Source organism: Chromobacterium alticapitis, assembly GCF_002924365.1.
Classification (GTDB): Bacteria; Pseudomonadota; Gammaproteobacteria; order Burkholderiales; family Chromobacteriaceae; genus Chromobacterium; species Chromobacterium alticapitis.
Map to the genome: position 1 here is coordinate 41,986 of NZ_PQWB01000028.1, position 16,662 is coordinate 58,647.

At 62.8% G+C, this 16,662-nt stretch carries 18 protein-coding genes; 10 read left to right on the forward strand and 8 right to left on the reverse strand.

Translation table 11 applies throughout. The features are described from left to right. Positions 1–31 precede the first annotated feature (31 nt). The 5 genes from rpoS to nadA all read right to left on the reverse strand — a co-directional run bounded on the left by rpoS (position 32) and on the right by nadA (position 4,632). Positions 32–982 carry an RNA polymerase sigma factor RpoS gene (gene rpoS / locus C2I19_RS07840; protein WP_103902147.1) on the reverse strand — a complete coding sequence of 317 codons (951 nt, stop codon included), beginning with the start codon at positions 980–982 and terminating at the stop codon, positions 32–34. 48 nt (positions 983–1,030) lie between these two features. Then, complete coding sequence (locus C2I19_RS07845) at positions 1,031–2,005, reverse strand: peptidoglycan DD-metalloendopeptidase family protein (RefSeq protein ID WP_233201142.1); 975 nt, start codon at positions 2,003–2,005, stop codon at positions 1,031–1,033. 194 nt (positions 2,006–2,199) lie between these two features. Next, complete coding sequence (locus C2I19_RS07850; RefSeq protein WP_103902149.1) at positions 2,200–2,868, reverse strand: protein-L-isoaspartate(D-aspartate) O-methyltransferase; 669 nt, start codon at positions 2,866–2,868, stop codon at positions 2,200–2,202. Next, positions 2,853–3,596: a 5'/3'-nucleotidase SurE gene (surE, locus tag C2I19_RS07855; protein WP_103902150.1), complete on the reverse strand. Its 744-nt coding sequence runs from the start codon at positions 3,594–3,596 to the stop codon at positions 2,853–2,855. Before surE ends, C2I19_RS07850 begins: the two co-directional genes overlap by 16 nt. A gap of 118 nt (positions 3,597–3,714) precedes the next feature. Then, on the reverse strand, positions 3,715–4,632 hold the full coding sequence (gene nadA / locus C2I19_RS07860) for a quinolinate synthase NadA (protein ID WP_103902151.1): 918 nt from the start codon (positions 4,630–4,632) through the stop codon (positions 3,715–3,717). A gap of 192 nt (positions 4,633–4,824) precedes the next feature. Between nadA and C2I19_RS07865 the strand changes: the two genes are divergently transcribed. From C2I19_RS07865 to xerD, 8 genes are all read left to right on the forward strand, one after another. Continuing rightward, positions 4,825–5,835 (forward strand): cation diffusion facilitator family transporter, encoded by a 1,011-nt coding sequence (locus C2I19_RS07865; RefSeq protein WP_103902152.1) that lies wholly within the window; start codon positions 4,825–4,827, stop codon positions 5,833–5,835. Continuing rightward, positions 5,832–8,507, forward strand: a complete 2,676-nt coding sequence (locus tag C2I19_RS07870; RefSeq protein ID WP_103902153.1) for a bifunctional acetate--CoA ligase family protein/GNAT family N-acetyltransferase — start codon at positions 5,832–5,834, stop codon at positions 8,505–8,507. The genes C2I19_RS07865 and C2I19_RS07870 overlap by 4 nt, the downstream gene beginning before the upstream one ends. Before the next feature lie 106 nt (positions 8,508–8,613). Beyond that, on the forward strand, positions 8,614–8,865 hold the full coding sequence (rpsP, locus tag C2I19_RS07875; RefSeq protein ID WP_011137222.1) for a 30S ribosomal protein S16: 252 nt from the start codon (positions 8,614–8,616) through the stop codon (positions 8,863–8,865). Between the two features lie 34 nt (positions 8,866–8,899). Next, positions 8,900–9,409 carry a ribosome maturation factor RimM gene (gene rimM, locus C2I19_RS07880; protein WP_103902154.1) on the forward strand — a complete coding sequence of 170 codons (510 nt, stop codon included), beginning with the start codon at positions 8,900–8,902 and terminating at the stop codon, positions 9,407–9,409. Then, complete coding sequence (trmD, locus tag C2I19_RS07885) at positions 9,409–10,176, forward strand: tRNA (guanosine(37)-N1)-methyltransferase TrmD (RefSeq protein ID WP_103902155.1); 768 nt, start codon at positions 9,409–9,411, stop codon at positions 10,174–10,176. The genes rimM and trmD overlap by 1 nt, the downstream gene beginning before the upstream one ends. A 3-nt stretch (positions 10,177–10,179) precedes the next feature. After that, the gene (rplS, locus tag C2I19_RS07890; protein ID WP_103902156.1) at positions 10,180–10,548 is read left to right on the forward strand and encodes a 50S ribosomal protein L19; all 369 of its coding nucleotides are present in this window, start codon (positions 10,180–10,182) and stop codon (positions 10,546–10,548) included. 74 nt (positions 10,549–10,622) lie between these two features. Then, positions 10,623–11,087, forward strand: a complete 465-nt coding sequence (locus tag C2I19_RS07895) for a methylated-DNA--[protein]-cysteine S-methyltransferase (protein ID WP_103902157.1) — start codon at positions 10,623–10,625, stop codon at positions 11,085–11,087. Next, positions 11,074–11,961: a site-specific tyrosine recombinase XerD gene (xerD, locus tag C2I19_RS07900; RefSeq protein ID WP_103902158.1), complete on the forward strand. Its 888-nt coding sequence runs from the start codon at positions 11,074–11,076 to the stop codon at positions 11,959–11,961. Before C2I19_RS07895 ends, xerD begins: the two co-directional genes overlap by 14 nt. Positions 11,962–12,020: 59 nt before the next feature. On the opposite strand, the gene clpA is transcribed toward xerD, so the two are convergent. Together clpA and clpS are read right to left on the reverse strand one after the other, a co-directional pair. Further along, complete coding sequence (gene clpA / locus C2I19_RS07905) at positions 12,021–14,303, reverse strand: ATP-dependent Clp protease ATP-binding subunit ClpA (protein ID WP_103902159.1); 2,283 nt, start codon at positions 14,301–14,303, stop codon at positions 12,021–12,023. After that, entirely contained in the window at positions 14,303–14,611 is a 309-nt protein-coding gene (clpS, locus tag C2I19_RS07910; RefSeq protein WP_103902160.1) for an ATP-dependent Clp protease adapter ClpS, read from the reverse strand. Before clpS ends, clpA begins: the two co-directional genes overlap by 1 nt. 226 nt (positions 14,612–14,837) lie before the next feature. On the opposite strand from clpS, the gene C2I19_RS07915 reads away from it, so the two are divergent. Beyond that, the gene (locus C2I19_RS07915) at positions 14,838–15,041 is read left to right on the forward strand and encodes a cold-shock protein (protein WP_011137214.1); all 204 of its coding nucleotides are present in this window, start codon (positions 14,838–14,840) and stop codon (positions 15,039–15,041) included. Between the two features lie 79 nt (positions 15,042–15,120). On the opposite strand, the gene C2I19_RS07920 is transcribed toward C2I19_RS07915, so the two are convergent. Continuing rightward, positions 15,121–15,657 (reverse strand): GNAT family N-acetyltransferase, encoded by a 537-nt coding sequence (locus C2I19_RS07920; RefSeq protein WP_103902161.1) that lies wholly within the window; start codon positions 15,655–15,657, stop codon positions 15,121–15,123. Positions 15,658–15,750: 93 nt separating this feature from the next. Here C2I19_RS07920 and C2I19_RS07925 point away from each other — a divergent pair, with 93 nt between their 5' ends. Then, entirely contained in the window at positions 15,751–16,638 is an 888-nt protein-coding gene (locus tag C2I19_RS07925) for a LysR family transcriptional regulator (RefSeq protein WP_103902162.1), read from the forward strand. The last annotated feature ends 24 nt before the right edge of the window (positions 16,639–16,662 follow it).

A 16,662-nucleotide genomic window follows, 5' to 3' on the forward strand; every position in this document is an offset into this window, starting at 1 on the left:
GAGAGCCGGGCCGCAAGAGGGCGCTGGGCGCTTAGAGCAGGAAGTCTCGCGAGATGCCTTTGCGGCGCAGGATGCGGCGCAATTGCTCCAGGCCTTCGATCTGGATTTGCCGCACGCGCTCGCGGGTCAGGCTCAGCGAAGCGGCCAACTCTTCCAGCGTGCAGATCTCGTAGCCGTTGAGGCCGTAGCGGCGCTCGATCACCAGTCGCTGCTTCTCGTTGAGCTGGCTCAGCCAGTCATGCACGAACATTTCCAGCTGGCTGTTGTGCAGCTGCAGCTCCGGCTCCTCGTGCTGTTCGTCCGGGATCGATTCGCCTATGGACAGCATGGGGTCGATGTCCAGCGGCGCGTCCAGCGAAGCCATGCGCTCGTTCAGGTTCATCACCTTGCGCACGTCGTCCACCGGCTTGCCGACCAGGTGGGCGATTTCCTCCAGCGTCGGCTCGCGGCCGATCTGGCTTTCCAGATGGCGCGAGGCGCGCAGATAGACGTTCAGCTCCTTGATCACGTGCACCGGCAGCCGTATGGTGCGCGACTGGTTCATGATCGCCCGCTCTATGCTCTGGCGTATCCACCAGGTGGCATAGGTGGAGAAGCGAAAGCCGCGTTCCGGATCGAACTTCTCCAGCGCGTGCATCAGGCCGATATTGCCTTCTTCGATCAGATCCAGCAGCGCCAGGCCGCGGTTGATGTAGTGCTTGGCGATGTTCACCACCAGCCGAAGATTGTGTTCGATCATCTTCTGGCGGGCTTCGAATTCGCCGGCGACCACGCGGCGAGCCAGCGCCAGTTCTTCCTGCGGCGTCAAGAGCGCGTTGTTGCCGATGTCGTTCAGATAGATCTGGGTGACGTCGGCCACCACGTCCTCGAAGACTGAGTTGCTTTCGCTGCTTTCCTCAGCCTCGTTTTCAGCGGCGCTTTCTTCGTTGTTTTCCTCGTCGAGAATTTCGTTCTCGTCCAGGATGTCGATTTCATTGCTCATCTCTCTACCCCCGTCGCTGTCTTGTCCGGCGGGGGCAGAGCCTACCCGCTAGGACTTGTGTTCAAGATATTGCATCGGATCCACCGGCTTGCCGAAGCGGCGAATCTCGAAATGCAGCTTGACCTGGTCGGCATCGGTATTGCCCATTTCGGCAATCTTCTGCCCTTTCTTGACAGTCTGTCCTTCCTTTACCAGCAACTGGCTGTTATGCGCGTATGCCGACAAGAAGGTTTTATTGTGCTTGATGATGATCAGCTTGCCGTAGCCGCGCAGCCCGGTTCCGCTGTACACCACCTTGCCATCCCCCGCGGCGAGCACCGCTTGTCCCTGGCGCCCGCTGATTTCAATGCCCTTGTTGCTGTCCGAGTAGCCCTTGATGACTTTGCCCTCGGTCGGCCAGGCCCACGCCACGGCATCCTCTTCCTGCTTGGCTGTCGGTGCGCTGGCCTCCTGCGCCGGCGCGGCGGAGACCGCCGTGCTGGCTTCCTGCTTTTTCCCCGGGGGAGGGGAAACGGGCGAACTAGATGCCTGAGCGTTGTTGTTCTTGCCGCCGCGTCCCTCGCTCTGGGCCGCGATGTCCTTGGCGGCTTCGCTGCCGTACGGCAGTTTCAGCGCCTTGGGGTAAGTCTTCGTTTCGCCGCCGGTCGCGGAGGCGGCCGCGTGTCCCGCGTTTGCGGCCAAAGCCGGAGGCGGAGCCGAGACCGGCTGGGCGGCTGGGGCCTGGGTGGTCTTGACGGCGGGCGCCGCGCCTGGAGGCGTCAACCGCAAGACCTGTCCTACTTTGATGCCGGTGTCGGGAAGGTTGTTCCATTCTGCGACATCTTTGTACTTCAAGCCGTGGTTCAGCGAAATGCGAAACAGGTTGTCGCCCGGTTTCACCACGTAAGTCTGTTCGCCGCCAGCCGGCGCTGCCTGCTCTATCGGCTGCATGTTCAAGCCGCCGCCGTCCCGGTACGGAATGGCTTCGGTATGGTCGGGCTTGGCTGCCGGCTTGGCGGCCGGGGCCGGTTTGCTTCCTGCCATGGCCGAAGGCGTGGCGGCTTCAACCGGGGCCGCCTGTTGCACCATGCTGCTGCAACCGAACAAAGATGTGCCGAGTAGGGCGGTTAATATGTAGGCATACCTGCAATGCATTTTTAGCATGTTTTTTTGTTGAAACGTTGAAGTTGGAGTCTTGCTCGATTGTCTGACAGTGAGAGTGTTGCGTTTTTGCAGTTTTAACTGCGGCCATTGAGCAGCGGCACAAATTTAACCGGATCCAGCCGGGTCTTTTGCAAACCTTGCGCTGTTTTCTCCAGCAGCCATAAATGTTGCTCGGCTTCGCCCAGCGGCAGCACCATTCTGCCGCCGTCGGCCAGTTGATCGACCAGGGCGGTCGGCATCGCGCGCGCGGCGGCGGTGACGATGATGCCGTCGAAAGGCGCGGCCTCCGCCAGCCCGGCGTAGCCGTCGCCATGGACCAGGCGGGCGTGGATCAGTTTGGCGGCGCGCAGATTGCGTCTTGCTTGGTCCAGAATCGCGGCCAGTCGTTCCATGGAATACACTTCCGCGCCGGTCTTCAGCAGCACGGCCGTCTGGTAACCGCAGCCGGTGCCGATTTCCAGTATCTTGCCGGGCTGGCGGCCCTGAACCAGCAGCTCCGTCATCCGCGCCACCGTCAGTGGTTGGGAGATGGTCTGGCCATGGCCTATGGGCAGCGAGACATCGTCATAGGCGCGGGTGGCCAGCGCCTGATCGACGAACAGATGGCGGGGCACCTCGTGCATGGCGGCCAGCACGCGCTCGTCGGCGATGCCGTGCTGGCGCAGGCGGTCGGTCATGCGCCGGCGCGTGCGCTCGGAAAGCATGCCATGTGCCTGGCTGGTCGGTGTCAGCGGTGAAGCCATGTGGAAATCCTGTCCAATTGCCCGTAGGCCGTGAGATCCAGCATCAGCGGGGTAAGCGAGGGCTGGTTCGCGGCGATGCAGCCGAAGTCGGTGCCGGCGCCGGCATCCTGCACCGCGCCGACCGGTCCTACCCAGTATATCGTCTCGCCGCGCGGATTCTGTGATTTGATCACGGGCTGCGCGGCATGGCGGCGGCCCAGCCGGGTGACTTGCATTTCGCCTATCTGCTCCGGCGGCGCATCCGGCACATTGACGTTCAGCAGCACGGGTTGGGCGAAAGGCTGCTCCAGGCAGCGCTCCACCAGTTGTGCCACAACTTTGCCGGCGCTGGCGAAATGCTTGCCGCTGTGGCCGGCCAGCGAGACGGCGATGGACGGGATGCCCAGCATGAAGCCTTCCGTGGCGGCCGCCACCGTGCCGGAGTACAGCGTGTCGTCGCCCATATTGGGGCCGTTGTTGATGCCGCTGAATATCATGTCCGGCCTGAAGTCGAGCAAGCCGGTCACCGCCAGGTGCACGCAATCGGTCGGGGTGCCATCGACGAAGTAAAAACCGTTGTCGGCCCTGCGCGCCGTCAGCGGGCGGTCCAGCGTCAGCGAGTTGCTGGCGCCGCTGCGGTCGCGCTCCGGCGCCACGACCACCACTTCGCCGTAGCGGCGCAGGGTCTGAGCCAGCATGGCTAGTCCAGGGGCGGCGTAGCCGTCATCGTTGCTCAGCAAAAACTTCATACCGTCTTTCCGTGTTCATCCGGTGATTGTAGCGCCGCCATCATGACAGCGGATAGTGCCGGGCTGCGGCGGCGGGCCGTAAAAAAACCCGCGGGGGGGCGGGTTTCTCGGCCTGCGCTCAGGCGTAGTAACGCTTGCTGAACTCCAGCATTCGTTCGATGGGCACGCGGGCGGCGTCCATCTGTTCGGCGGAGAGATAGTCGATGACCAGGCCCTCGCCGGCTTGCGCGCGTTTGACCGCGGCTATGGTGTTCATCTTCATGTACGGACAGGAATTGCACTGGCAGCCGGCGTAGATGGGCGCCTGCCGCAGGTCCAGGTCCGGACGGGCCAGGCCCATGTTGTACAGGATGCCGTCCTCGGTGGCGACGAAGATCACCGCCTTCGGATCGCCCTGATAAGCCTTGACCCAGTTCAGCATGCCGGAGGTGGAGCCGACGTAATCGGCCTTCTTCAGCACCGGCAGCGGGCTTTCCGGGTGGGCGATCAGGTATTTGTCGCCAGGGGCGGCGGCGAAGGCCTCGTCCAGCGCGGCTTCGTTGAATTTGTCGTGCACTTCGCACACGGCGGACCACAAGGGCATGTCGTAGCCGTACTGATCGTTGAGATAGCCGCCCATATTGCGGTCCGGCGAGAAGATCACCTTCTTACCTTCGGCGTACAGATGGGCGATGATGTCGTCGACGTTGCGGCTGGTGACGATCCAGTCGGACACGGCTTTGTGCTCCGCGCTGGAGTTGATGTAGGACACGTGCACGTGGTCCGGGTAGCGCTTGCGCCACTGCGTCAGCTCGGCGACGTCGGTCTGGGTCACCAGCGAGCAGGTGGAGCCGGCGTCCGGCAGGATCACCGTGGCTTCCGGGTTGAGGATTTTCGCGGTTTCGGCCATGAAGCGCACGCCGGCGAACACGATGATGTCGGCTTGGGCTTCCTTGGCGTACAGCGACAGCTCCAGGCTGTCGCCCACCTTGTCGGCCATCTGCTGGATTTCCGGCTGGGTGTAATAATGAGCGAGTGTGACGACGCGTTTCGTCATGATGGATCGGCTCCTGCAGGCCGGGGAGGTTTTCCGGCCGGTTGCATGCTGCGGCGCAAAATACGTTTGTTGCGAAACTGTAAAGGTTAGCAATATTGTAAGGTCTGCGCCACTGGCAGAGCGGAGACACGGAGAAATTCGCCGGATCGCAAGCGGGCTTATTCATTCGTGGCGGGTTTGTCGGAGGTCAATATGACGTCCAGGTTTCATCTGCATGATGAGGGCGGCGCGGAGCCGGCGCACGACGATGGGCACGATTCCAACCATCCTCACCTGCATCGGCATGCCGGGCCGGACGGCGCGGCGGGAAGGCGCCTGAGCAGCCGAGCGCTGTCCCGCGTGCTGGCTTTGACTTGCGCCTTCGCGCTGCTGGAGGCGCTGGGCGGCTGGTGGAGCGGCTCGCTGGCGCTGCTGTCCGACGCCGGCCACATGCTGACGGACTCGCTGTCGCTGCTGCTGGCCTTGTGGGTGGCCCGAATCGGCCGCATGCCTGCCACGGACAGGCTGTCTTTCGGCCATGGCCGGGCCGAGGTGCTGGGCGCCCTGTTCAACAGCCTGCTGCTGTTCGGCTTGTCGCTATTCATCGTGGCGGAGGCAGTGTTGCGCTTGCGCAACCCGCATGCGGTCAACGGCGGCGGCGTGATGCTGATCGCGGCGGCCGGCTTGCTGGTGAACCTGCTGGCGGCCTGGCTGTTGAGCCAGGGGGCGCACTCGCTGAACAGCAAGGCCGCGCTGTGGCATGTGCTGGGCGATTTGTTCGGCTCGCTGGCGGCTATCGCGTCCGGCATGGTGATTTATTTCACCGGCTGGATGACGGTGGATCCGCTGCTGTCCATGCTGGTGGCGTTGCTGTTGCTGGCCGCCGCCTGGAGGCTGATCCGCCAGACCGTGCTGGTCTTGATGGAGGGCGTGCCTGGCCATTTGGACTACAACCGCATCGGCTTGGCTTTGGCGGGCATTCCCGGCGTGGCCTCGGTGCATGATTTGCATGTGTGGACGATGTCGGCGGAGCGGGTGGCGCTGTCGGCCCATGTGCGCATTGCCGCGCCGCGCGATTGGCCGCGCATTTTGGCCGCCTGCCAGCTGATGCTGTCGCGCGAATTTTGCATAGATCACGTAACCTTGCAGGCGGAATGGCCAGTCCCGGCGCCCGCGGGCAAGCCGGTGCCGATAGACATCGTTTCCGAGGACAAGCACGAATGAGGCCGCACTATCTGACTCCGCTGTTTTCTCCGCGCACCGTGGCCGTGGTCGGCGCCAGCGACCGGCCCGGCTCGATCGGTCAGGCGATGTTCGCCAATCTGTTGGCCGGCTCTTTCCAGGGCAAGCTGTTCCCGGTCAATCTGAACCACAAGGTAGTGGGCGGCATCCCCGCTTTTTCTTCGGTGCGGCAGATTGATGATCCGCTGGATCTGGCCGTGGTGGCGACGGCTATCCGCTCTCTGCCCGGCATCATCAAGGACTGCGGCAAGAAGGGCGTCAAGGCGGTGCTGCTGGCCAAGGAGTTTTCCGACAGCGAGCAGCTGGAGCAGGAGCTGATCAATGAGGCGCTGTCCATCGCGCGCCATTTCGGCATCCGCCTGCTCGGCCCCAATGTACTGGGTCTGATGCGGCCAGTGGCGGGCTTCAACGCCAGCAATTACAGCGGCAAGGTGCGGCCGGGCAATTTGGCGCTGGTATCGGAATCGTCCGCGCTGTGCGCGGCGATGCTGGACTGGGCGGACAGCAAGGAAATCGGTTTTTCCAGCGTGGTGTCGCTGGGCCGCGCGCTGGATGTCGGCTTCGGCGAAATCCTGGACTACCTGGTGGCGGACAACGCCACTCAGGGCATTTTGTTGCATGTGCACCACATCCATGACGCGCGCCGCTTCATGTCGGCGCTGCGCGCCGCGGCGCGCACCAAGCCGGTGGTGGTGATCAAGTCCGGCCGTTTCGAGAACGATGCCGAAGGCCGCACCCACGCCAGCAATCTGGTGGCCAGCGGCGACGTGTTCGACGCCGCGCTGGCGCGCGCCGGCGTACTGCGCGTGTCGTCCATCGCCCAACTGTTCACCGCGGCCAAGGTGCTGGCGGCCAACTACAGAGTGGGCGGCAAGCGGCTGGCCATCGTCACCAACGGCTTTGGCCCCGGCCTGCTGGCGGCAGACAGCGCGATAGATTACGGCGTGGAACTGGCGCAGCTGGGCGAAGGCACCATGAAACTCCTGGACAGCGTGCTGCCGCGCAACTGGTCGCGCGGCAATCCTCTGGACATCATAGGCGACGCCAGTCCCATGCGTTTCCGCACCGCGGTCAAGGCCTGCGTCGACGATCCCGGCGTGGACGGCGTGATGGTGATCTTCACGCCGCAGGCCGGCACCGACCATTTGACCACGGCGCAGCTGATGATAGGCCTGCAGCGCGAGACCACCAAACCGCTGTTTCTGTCCTGGCTGGGCGACGCCAAGGTATCGGAAAGCCGCGAGCTGTTCTCCAAGGCCAAGTGCGCCCACTTCCGCGCGCCGGAGTACGGCATCGAAGTGTTCCGCCATCTGGCGGCGTATCAGCACAACCAGCAATTGCTGCTGCAAACGCCGGGGCCGCTGGAGGGCAAACACAAGGATCCTGACGTGGCGGCGGCGCGCCGGGTGATGGACGCCGCGCTGGCCGAAGGACGGGAAATCCTGTCTGAGCGCGAATCCAAACAGGTGCTGGCCGCCTTTCACATCCCGGTCAATCCGACCACGCTGGCGCGCAACGCCGACGAGGCCGCGCGCCAGGCGGAGGCCATAGGCTATCCGGTGGTGCTGAAAATCGATTCCCCGGACATCATCTATAAGTCCGACGTGGGCGGCGTGGAGCTCAACATCAGCAACGAGGCCACGCTGCGCGCGGCTTTCGACGGCATCATGAGCCGCACCCGGCAGGCGAGGCCCGACGCGCGCATCGAGGGCGTGTCGGTGCAGCCCATGCGCAAGCGGCGCTTCGCCCGCGAAGTGATGGTGGGGGTGGCGCACGATGCCGCCTTCGGGCCGGTGGTCACCTTCGGCGCCGGCGGCATCGCGGTGGAGGTGATGCACGACCTGGCGCTGGCCTTGCCGCCGCTGAACGATTACCTGGTGGACAATATGATAGGCCAGACCCGCATCGGCCAGTTGCTGGGGCCGTTCAAGAATCTGCCCCCGGTGGACGGGGAGGAACTGCGCCATGTTTTGCTGCAGGTGTCGGAAATGGTGTGCGAACTGCCGCAGATCAGAGAGCTCGACATCAACCCGCTGGTGGCGGACGAGAAGGGCGTCATCGCGCTGGACGCCCGCATCATCGTGCAGCCGGCGCGCGCCGCGCAAAAGCGCTACGGCCACATGGCCATCATGCCTTATCCCTCCCATATGCTCGTCTGCGCCAAGCTGCGCGACGGCACGCCGGTGATGATAAGACCGATCCGGCCCGAGGATGCGGACATGCAGCAGGCCTTCGTCCGCAATTTGTCCGAGGAAAGCCGCTACAACCGTTATCTTTCGAGCATCAAGCAGCTGTCGCAGAGCATGCTGGTCCGCTTCACCCAGCTGGATTACGACCGAGAGATGGCCCTGGCGATGACGCGCGAAGGCGAAGCCGGCGAGGAGATGCTGGCGGTGGCGCGCTTCATCACCGATCCGGACAACGAGGCCTGCGAGTTTGCGCTGGAAGTGGCTGACCACTGGCAGGGACGCGGCATTGGCAATCTGCTGATGCAGGCGCTGTTCGACGCGGCGCGCGAGCAGGGGCTGAAACTGATGCGCGGCGAAGTCCTGGCCGGCAACAAGGGCATGCTGAAACTGATGCATAAACTGGGGTTTAGCGTTGAGCCGCACCCCGAGGACAGGGCATTGACACTGGTGTTGAAGCCCCTGTGAGCGACGGCCGCCACAGTGCCTTGCATTAAGCGCTTGCAAGATAAGGGAAATCTGCCATAAAATCGTGGGCTTTTCTATATCCCGTTTTTTTCAAGGACAATCGACAATGGTAGTGATTCGTCTGGCCCGCGGCGGCGCCAAGAACCGTCCGTTCTACAACATCGTGGTGACCGATTCCCGCAACCGTCGTGACGGTCGCTTCATCGAGCGCGTTGGCTTCTACAACCCGGTAGCCAACGAGAAGCAAGAGCGCGTCCGCTTCACCATGGACCGTCTGAACTACTGGGTCGGCGTTGGCGCCCAGCTGTCCGACTCCGTTGCCAAGCTGCTGAAAGAGCAGAAAGTCGTAGCCGCTTAATCCGGCTATCCGACTTCAAGACGGAATTGGGCGCATGCGCGACGAAGATCTCGTAGTAATGGGCTTTGTGCGCGGCGCCTTCGGTATCAAAGGTTGGGTGAAAATCCACGCCGATACCGAATACGCTGACGGCCTGTTCGATTACCCGGTCTGGTGGCTGGGCAAGAACGGCAGCTGGAAGCCGTATACATTTGAGAACGGCGCTGTCCAGCCCAAGGCGCTCGCCGCCAAGCTGGAAGGCGTCGAAGGCAGAGATGCCGCCGAGTTGTTGCGCGGTTCGCAGATCGCGGTTCCGCGCAGCGAGCTGCCGGCCCCCGCCGATGACGAGTACTACTGGAACGACCTGATGGGTCTGACCGTGGTCAATCAGCAGGGCGAAACGCTCGGCAAGGTGGACAATCTGCTCGAAACCGGCGCCAACGACGTGCTGGTGGTGAAGGGCGACGATGGACAGCAGCGGCTGATTCCGTTTGTGGAACAGTACGTGCTGGACGTGGTGCCGGCCGAAGGCCGCATCCTGGTGGACTGGGGTCTGGATTACTGATGCAGATCGATGCGGTGACGCTGTTCCCGGAGATGTTCGATTCGATTGCCCGCTTTGGCGTCAGCCAGCGGGCGCTTGACTTGGGCCTCTGGCATTTCAAAGCCTGGAATCCGCGCGACTTCACCCACGACAATTATCGTCGGGTGGACGACCGGCCCTATGGCGGCGGTCCCGGCATGGTGATGCAGATCGAGCCGCTGGAGCAGGCGATAGACGCCGCGCGCGCGCGTCAGCGCGAAGCCGGCGTCGAGGCCAGCCACGTGGTCTACCTGTCTCCGCAAGGCGTCAGGCTCAGCCACGCCAAGGCGGAGGAGCTGTCGCAACGGCAAGGCCTGATCCTGCTGTGCGGCCGCTACGAAGGCATAGACGAGCGGCTGATCGCCACCCAGGTCGACGAGGAAATTTCCATCGGCGACTACGTGCTGTCAGGCGGCGAGCTGCCGGCCATGGTGCTGGCGGACGCGGTGGTGCGGCTGTTGCCGGGCGTGCTCAACGATGCGCAATCGGCGTACGAAGACTCATTTGTGGACGGTCTGCTGGACTGCCCGCATTACACCCGACCCGAAGAGTATCGAGGCATGCGGGTGCCGGACGTGCTGTTGTCCGGTAATCATGCCCTGATCGCCAAATGGCGGCTCAAGCAGTCGCTGGGGCGGACGTGGAAACGTCGGCCCGAGCTGCTGCAAGACCGCGTTTTGACAAAACAGGAATCTCGGCTGCTGGCAGAGTACCAGCAGGAACAAGATGTCCAGAATAAATCGGAGTAAATCATGAATCTGATTCAAAAACTCGAGCAAGAAGAAATCGCGCGCCTGGGCAAGACCCTGCCGGCATTCGCCCCGGGCGACACCGTAGTGGTGCAAGTGAAGGTTAAGGAAGGCAACCGCGAACGTCTGCAGGCTTACGAAGGCGTTGTGATCGCCAAGCGTAACCGCGGCCTGAACAGCGCTTTCACCGTGCGCAAGATGTCCGCCGGCGAAGGCGTTGAACGTACCTTCCAAACCTACTCCCCGCTGGTGGCTTCCGTTGAAGTGAAGCGCCGCGGCGACGTGCGTCGCGCCAAGCTGTACTACCTGCGCGGCCGCACTGGCAAGTCCGCTCGCATCAAGGAAAAGCTGCCGGCTCGCAAGCAGGGTTAATCCTGTCGGCGACCGCCGCTATCATCAAAGCGCAAGGCTCGGCCTTGCGCTTTTTTCGTTTCTAGGGGGATGCGATGGAGTACAGCGCCGTGATCGCCGCGCCGTTCGGACGACTGGGCGTGGCCTGCCGCGACGGAGAGTTGATCGCGCTGAGCTTTCTGCCGGCTGATGCCACTCTGCGGCCGCCGCAGGCGGGCAGCCTGGAGGAGGAGGCGGCAAGACAGCTTGAGGCTTATTACGCGGATCCGCGCCATATCTTCACTGTGCCTTACCGGCTGCATGGCACGCCTTATCAGCAGCGGGTGTGGATGCAGATCGCCGCCATTCCCTGCGGCGAGACTCGGCGTTATCTGGATCTATCCCAGGCCTTGGCTTCTTCGCCGCGCGCCGTCGGCGGCGCTTGCGGCCGTAATCCCATTCCCGTCATCGTGCCCTGCCATCGAGTGGTGGCCAGCGCGGGTCTGGGAGGCTTCAACCAGTCCACTGGCGACGAGACCTTGGACATCAAGCGATGGCTGCTGCGGCATGAGCTTGGCTAGAGATGGCATAGATATTTTTCTAGACCAGCTATGGCTGGAGGACGGCCTGTCGCAGAACACGCTGGCCGCGTACCGGCGCGACCTGTCCAAATTGTCGGCGAGGCTGGAAGAGCAGGGCGCGTCGCTGGACAGCGCGGACGAGGCGGAGCTGGAGCGGGCTCTGCTGGCTGGCGTGGAGAGCGAAAAGCCGGCCACTCGCGCCCGCCTGACTTCCGCGCTGCGCCGCTACTACCAGCACTTGCTGCGCAGCGGCCGGCGCAGCGACGACCCTAGCGCGCGGTTGGCCAGCCCCAAGCAAGGGCTGCGGTTGCCCAAGTCGCTGTCCGAGGTCGACGTCGAGGCGCTGCTGGCTGCGCCGGATACCGACACCCCGTTGGGCCTGCGCGACCGAGCGATGCTGGAGGTCTTGTACGCCAGCGGTTTGCGCGTTTCCGAGCTGGTGGGGCTGACGCTGAATCAGTTGAATCTGCTGGACGGGGTAGTGCAGACCGTGGGCAAGGGCAGCAAGGAGCGGCTGGTGCCGCTGGGCGAGATCGCCCAGGATTGGCTGCTGCGCTATCTGCGGGAGGCGCGGCCGCTGCTGCTGGCCGGCCTACCCTGCGATGCGGTCTTCGTCACCCAGCGCAAGGCCGGCATGACGCGGCAAATGGCCTGGCATTTGATCACCCAATATGCGGCGCGGCAGGGCTTGTCGCGGGTCAGCCCCCATGTGCTGCGCCACGCCTTCGCCACTCATCTGGTCAATCACGGCGCCGATCTGAGGGTCGTGCAGCTGCTGCTGGGCCACGCGGACATCTCCACCACTCAGATTTACACCCATGTCGCGCGCGAGCGGCTGAAGCAACTGCACGCGCGCCATCACCCGCGCGGCTGAGCCGGCCGGCGCAGCAAAAACGCCCGCTTGCGCGGGCGTTTGTCCGGGGCGCCTCAAGGTCAGGCGGGTTCGGCTGTCGCCAGCGCGTCCTGATCGAATTGCAGCTCCACCTTGCCGTCAATCACCGTCACCGTCACCTCGCCGCCAGACACCAGCCGGCCGAATAGCAACTCGTCGGCCAGCGCTTTGCGCAGCGTGTCCTGAATCAGGCGCGCCATCGGGCGCGCGCCCATCAGCGGATCAAAGCCGTTCTTCGCCAGGTAGCGGCGCAGCTCGTCGGTGAAGTGGACGTCGACGTGCTTCTCGGACAATTGCTGTTCCAGCTGCATCAGGAACTTGTCCACCACCTGCAGAATGATCTGCTCGTCCAGCACGCCGAACGGGATGATGGCATCCAGCCGGTTGCGGAACTCGGGACTGAACAGCCGCTTGATGTCGCCCATCTCGTCGCCGGCGGCCTTGGTCTGGGTGAAGCCCAGGGAGGGCTTGGACAGCGATTCGGCGCCCGCATTGGTGGTCATGATCAGCACCACGTTGCGGAAGTCCGCCTTGCGGCCGTTGTTGTCGGTCAGCGTGCCGTGGTCCATCACCTGCAGCAGCACGTTGTAGATGTCCGGATGCGCTTTCTCGATCTCATCCAGCAGCACCACCGCGTACGGATGCTTGTTGATGGCCTCGGTCAGCTGGCCGCCCTGTTCGAAGCCGACATAGCCCGGAGGCGCGCCGATCAGCCGCGACACCGCGTGGCGCTCCATGTACTCGGACATGTCGAAGCGGATCAGCTCGACGCCGAGGATGTAGGCCAGTTGGCGCGCCAGTTCGGTCTTGCCGACGCCGGTGGGGCCGGAGAACAGGAAGGAGCCGATAGGCTTCTGCGGGTTGCCCAAGCCGGAACGCGTCATTTTGATCGCGCTGGCCAGGCCTTCGATCGCCTTCTCCTGGCCGAACACCACGTTCTTTAGATCGCGCTCCAGGTTCTTCAGCACGTTCTTGTCGTCGCTGGAGACCGTTTTGGGCGGAATGCGGGCGATCTTGGCGACGATCTCCTCGATCTCCGACTTGTTGATCACCTTCTTCTGCCGCGACTTGGGCAGAATCTTTTGCGCCGCGCCGGCCTCGTCTATCACGTCGATGGCCTTGTCCGGCAAGTGGCGGTCATTGATGTAGCGCGCAGACAGCTCCGCCGCGGTGGACAGCGCCGATTGCGTGTACTTGACGCCGTGGTGGGCCTCGAAGCGGGATTTCAGCCCCTTCAGAATTTCCACCGTCTGTTCGACCGTAGGCTCGCTGACGTCTATCTTCTGGAAGCGGCGCGACAGCGCATTGTCCTTTTCGAAAATGCCGCGGTATTCGTTGTACGTCGTCGCGCCTATGCAACGCAGGCTGCCGTTCGAAAGGGCAGGTTTCAGCAGGTTGGACGCGTCCAGCGTGCCGCCAGAGGCCGCGCCGGCGCCGATCAGCGTGTGGATCTCATCGATGAACAAGATGGCGTTGCTGTCGTCGGTCAATTGCTTGATCACCGCCTTCAGCCGCTGCTCGAAGTCGCCGCGGTACTTGGTGCCGGCCAGCAGAGCGCCCATGTCCAGCGCGTAGACATTGGACTTGGCCAAGATTTCCGGCACTTCGCCATTGACGATGCGGCGCGCCAAGCCTTCGGCGATGGCGGTTTTGCCCACGCCGGCCTCGCCCACCAGCAGCGGGTTGTTCTTGCGGCGGCGGCACAGAATCTGCACCGTGCGCTCAAGCTCATGCTCGCGGCCGATCAGCGGGTCTATCTTGCCGTCGCGCGCCATCTGGTTGAGGTTCTGAGTGTAGTTCTCCAGCGCCCCGCCCGGACCGGTGGCCTGCTCCTCGCCCTCCGCATCGCCATTGTTGTTGTCGCGCGGCTCCTGCGGCGGCTGTTGCGAGCGCTGCTTGGTGATGCCGTGCGAAATGAAGTTGACGACGTCCAGCCGCGAAATGCCTTGCTGGTGCAGGTAGTACACCGCATGCGAGTCCTTTTCGCCGAAGATGGCGACCAGAATGTTGGCGCCGGACACTTCCTTCTTGCCAGACGACTGCACATGCAGGATGGCGCGTTGAATCACGCGTTGGAAGCCTAGGGTGGGCTGGGTTTCGACTTCGGTCTCGCCGGGCACGGTGGGGGTGTGCTCGTCGATGAAGTCGGTCAGCTGTTTTTTCAGTTGGTCGATATTCGCTCCGCAGGCTCGCAACACTTCTGCGGCCGACGGATTGTCGGTCATCGCGAGCAGCAGATGCTCCACGCTGATGAACTCGTGGCGTTTGCGCCGTGCGTCCATGAACGCCATATGCAGGCTTACTTCAAGCTCCTGGGCAATCATCAGTTTTCCTCCATTACGCACTGAAGCGGATGCTGATGCGCTTTCGCATATTGCAACACCTGCTCGACCTTCGTTGCAGCCACGTCTTTGGTATAAACGCCACACACGCCGTGACCTTGCGTGTGGACCTGCAGCATGATTTGTGTGGCCTGCTCTCTGTTCATGTGGAAGAACTGCTGGAGAACCTGTACCACGAAGTCCATCGGGGTAAAATCATCGTTCAATAACAACACCTTATACATCGGTGGAGGGTTTTCCCTAACCCGTGACGCCTCAAGCTGGGCATCGTCTTTGACCGAGGTGGACATGTCGACTTTCATGGAAACGGTGCCTTACTTCAATTTTGGTTCCCCTGGACTTTTTTTCAAGGGGGGGCAACAGACGGCAATCACTTGACGGCGCCGCCATGGTTGCGTAGAAATGCAGCTGGTGCTTGGCTTAGCTGTTTGGCATTTTGCGTCACAGCAAAACTGTCATACTTAATTAAGCTCTAAGTTGGTCGGCTTCACCAGCCTTTTTTTGCAAGGAAGTTAAATGGCATTTGGTACCGTGAAGTGGTTCAATGACGCAAAAGGCTTCGGCTTTATTACTCCGGACGAAGGCGGCGAGGATCTGTTCGCTCACTTCTCGGCCATCAACATGCAAGGCTTCAAGACTCTGAAAGAGGGTCAGCGTGTAAGCTTTGAAGTGGTGTCCGGTCCGAAAGGTAAGCAAGCGTCCAATATCCAGAACGCGTAAATCTGTTCTGGACTCAGTCCCGCCGCGTGGTGGGCTGCAAGGCATATTTCAAAGCCCGCCTCAGGCGGGCTTTTCATTTTCAATCGCGGACGGCGTAGCCGGCGCGCGTCAGCAGGTAAACTCGGGAAGCTGGCTGATCGGGCACGTCGGCCAGCTCTCCAGCTTGGCGGAAACCCTGTTTTTCCAGCACTCGGATCGAGGCGTGGTTGGCGGGGCGGACCTTGCCGTACACCGCGGGGGCGCCGAGCTGATCGAATGCGCAACGCAAGGCGGCGCGCGCGGTTTCGCTGGCATAGCCCATTCCCCAGGCCGATGCTGCGAAACGGTAGCCCAGATTCAGCCGCGTCTCGCCGCCGTAATCCATATACGACAGTCCGCCAAAACCGATGATGCGTTCCGGTGCTTCCCGTTTTGCTACGGCCCATTGTCCACAGCCTTCTTCGCGCCATCCTTTCAGCCAGGCGGCCAGCCTATCCTCCGCGTATTGCAGCGAAGGATAGGGGCCATTCGGATTATAGAGGTTGGTGGCGGGATCGCCGTAGATGTCGAACAAGGCGTGCACGTCCGCCTCCATCACGGCCCGCAAGAGCAGCCGTTCCATTTCCAGATAGCGCATGGTGTTTTCTCTTTGAGATAGGCATGCGATTTTCAATGCTGTTTAGGTATTATGAAAGATGCCATTTAATGATATTTGATATGGATTTTTGATATGACTGTTTCTTTGGATGACTTGCAGCTGCTGCTGGATGCGGCAGAGTTGGGCAGTTTCAGCCAGGCGGCGGCCCGGCGCGGATGGGCGCAGCCGCAGGTCAGCCAACGCATCGCTCAACTGGAGTCGTCTCTGGGGGCGCAATTGTTCAAGCGCCACCGCCGCGGCGCGGAGCCGACCGCCGCTTGCCTGGCCTATTTGCCGGCAGCCAGGGCGGCGTTGGAGGCGCTGGCGGAGGGGAAGGAACGGCTGACGATTGGCGAGGGGTTGCCCAAGGTTAGACTGGGCGCCCTGCCATCCTTGTCTGGAGTGGCTTTTGGCCCACTGCTGCGTAGGCTGGCCGACGCGCCTGTGGAAATTCATTGCGATACCGACCATTCGCCGCAGATTCTGCAGCAAGTGCTGTCCGGCGCGCTGGATATCGGCTTCGTATTGCACAGGCCGCACCCCGCCGGCCTTGAACTGGAGACGTTGGGTGAGACGCCTATCGTGGCGGTGGCGGGCGCTTCCCATCCTCTGGCGACGCGACGCGGCGTGACTTTGAGCCAGATGGCCGCTTATCCGCTGGCGCCGCAGCGCTGGGGCGCGGCCGCAGAGGATTTGGCGCGGCGTTTGCGGTCCCTGCGCCAGTCCGTCAGTCCCATCCATTTATTGCAGCCTGCCGCCGCGGCGCGCGATCTGGCGCTGTGGCATGGCTATGTCGCCTTCGTGCCCAGGCTGGCGGTGCGGGAGGAGTTGGCGCAGGGTTTGCTCAAGGAGCTGGATCTGGCCGAGCCGGAGCTGGGCCGCTGGCGGGTGGCGATGGTTTGGCGCGGCGGCAAGCGGCGCGATGCAGCGCGGGACCGGGTGCTGGAGGCGGCGCGGGAACTGGCGAGGGAGTGGCGTTGAATGGCTTGCTCCCGCGGTATCGAC

What these genes read in the sequence shown, in the direction of transcription:
- rpoS (WP_103902147.1), bottom strand. Translation starts at nt 982, where the DNA reads ATGAGCAATGAAATCGACATCCTGGACGAGAACGAAATTCTCGACGAG.
- clpS (WP_103902160.1), bottom strand. Translation starts at nt 14,611, where the DNA reads ATGTCCACCTCGGTCAAAGACGATGCCCAGCTTGAGGCGTCACGGGTT.
- C2I19_RS07915 (WP_011137214.1), top strand. Translation starts at nt 14,838, where the DNA reads ATGGCATTTGGTACCGTGAAGTGGTTCAATGACGCAAAAGGCTTCGGC.
- surE (WP_103902150.1), bottom strand. Translation starts at nt 3,596, where the DNA reads ATGAAGTTTTTGCTGAGCAACGATGACGGCTACGCCGCCCCTGGACTA.
- rplS (WP_103902156.1), top strand. Translation starts at nt 10,180, where the DNA reads ATGAATCTGATTCAAAAACTCGAGCAAGAAGAAATCGCGCGCCTGGGC.
- C2I19_RS07870 (WP_103902153.1), top strand. Translation starts at nt 5,832, where the DNA reads ATGAGGCCGCACTATCTGACTCCGCTGTTTTCTCCGCGCACCGTGGCC.
- clpA (WP_103902159.1), bottom strand. Translation starts at nt 14,303, where the DNA reads ATGATTGCCCAGGAGCTTGAAGTAAGCCTGCATATGGCGTTCATGGAC.
- C2I19_RS07850 (WP_103902149.1), bottom strand. Translation starts at nt 2,868, where the DNA reads ATGGCTTCACCGCTGACACCGACCAGCCAGGCACATGGCATGCTTTCC.
- C2I19_RS07895 (WP_103902157.1), top strand. Translation starts at nt 10,623, where the DNA reads ATGGAGTACAGCGCCGTGATCGCCGCGCCGTTCGGACGACTGGGCGTG.
- xerD (WP_103902158.1), top strand. Translation starts at nt 11,074, where the DNA reads ATGAGCTTGGCTAGAGATGGCATAGATATTTTTCTAGACCAGCTATGG.
- C2I19_RS07920 (WP_103902161.1), bottom strand. Translation starts at nt 15,657, where the DNA reads ATGCGCTATCTGGAAATGGAACGGCTGCTCTTGCGGGCCGTGATGGAG.
- C2I19_RS07845 (WP_233201142.1), bottom strand. Translation starts at nt 2,005, where the DNA reads ATGGCAGGAAGCAAACCGGCCCCGGCCGCCAAGCCGGCAGCCAAGCCC.
- nadA (WP_103902151.1), bottom strand. Translation starts at nt 4,632, where the DNA reads ATGACGAAACGCGTCGTCACACTCGCTCATTATTACACCCAGCCGGAA.
- trmD (WP_103902155.1), top strand. Translation starts at nt 9,409, where the DNA reads ATGCAGATCGATGCGGTGACGCTGTTCCCGGAGATGTTCGATTCGATT.
- rpsP (WP_011137222.1), top strand. Translation starts at nt 8,614, where the DNA reads ATGGTAGTGATTCGTCTGGCCCGCGGCGGCGCCAAGAACCGTCCGTTC.
- C2I19_RS07925 (WP_103902162.1), top strand. Translation starts at nt 15,751, where the DNA reads ATGACTGTTTCTTTGGATGACTTGCAGCTGCTGCTGGATGCGGCAGAG.
- C2I19_RS07865 (WP_103902152.1), top strand. Translation starts at nt 4,825, where the DNA reads ATGACGTCCAGGTTTCATCTGCATGATGAGGGCGGCGCGGAGCCGGCG.
- rimM (WP_103902154.1), top strand. Translation starts at nt 8,900, where the DNA reads ATGCGCGACGAAGATCTCGTAGTAATGGGCTTTGTGCGCGGCGCCTTC.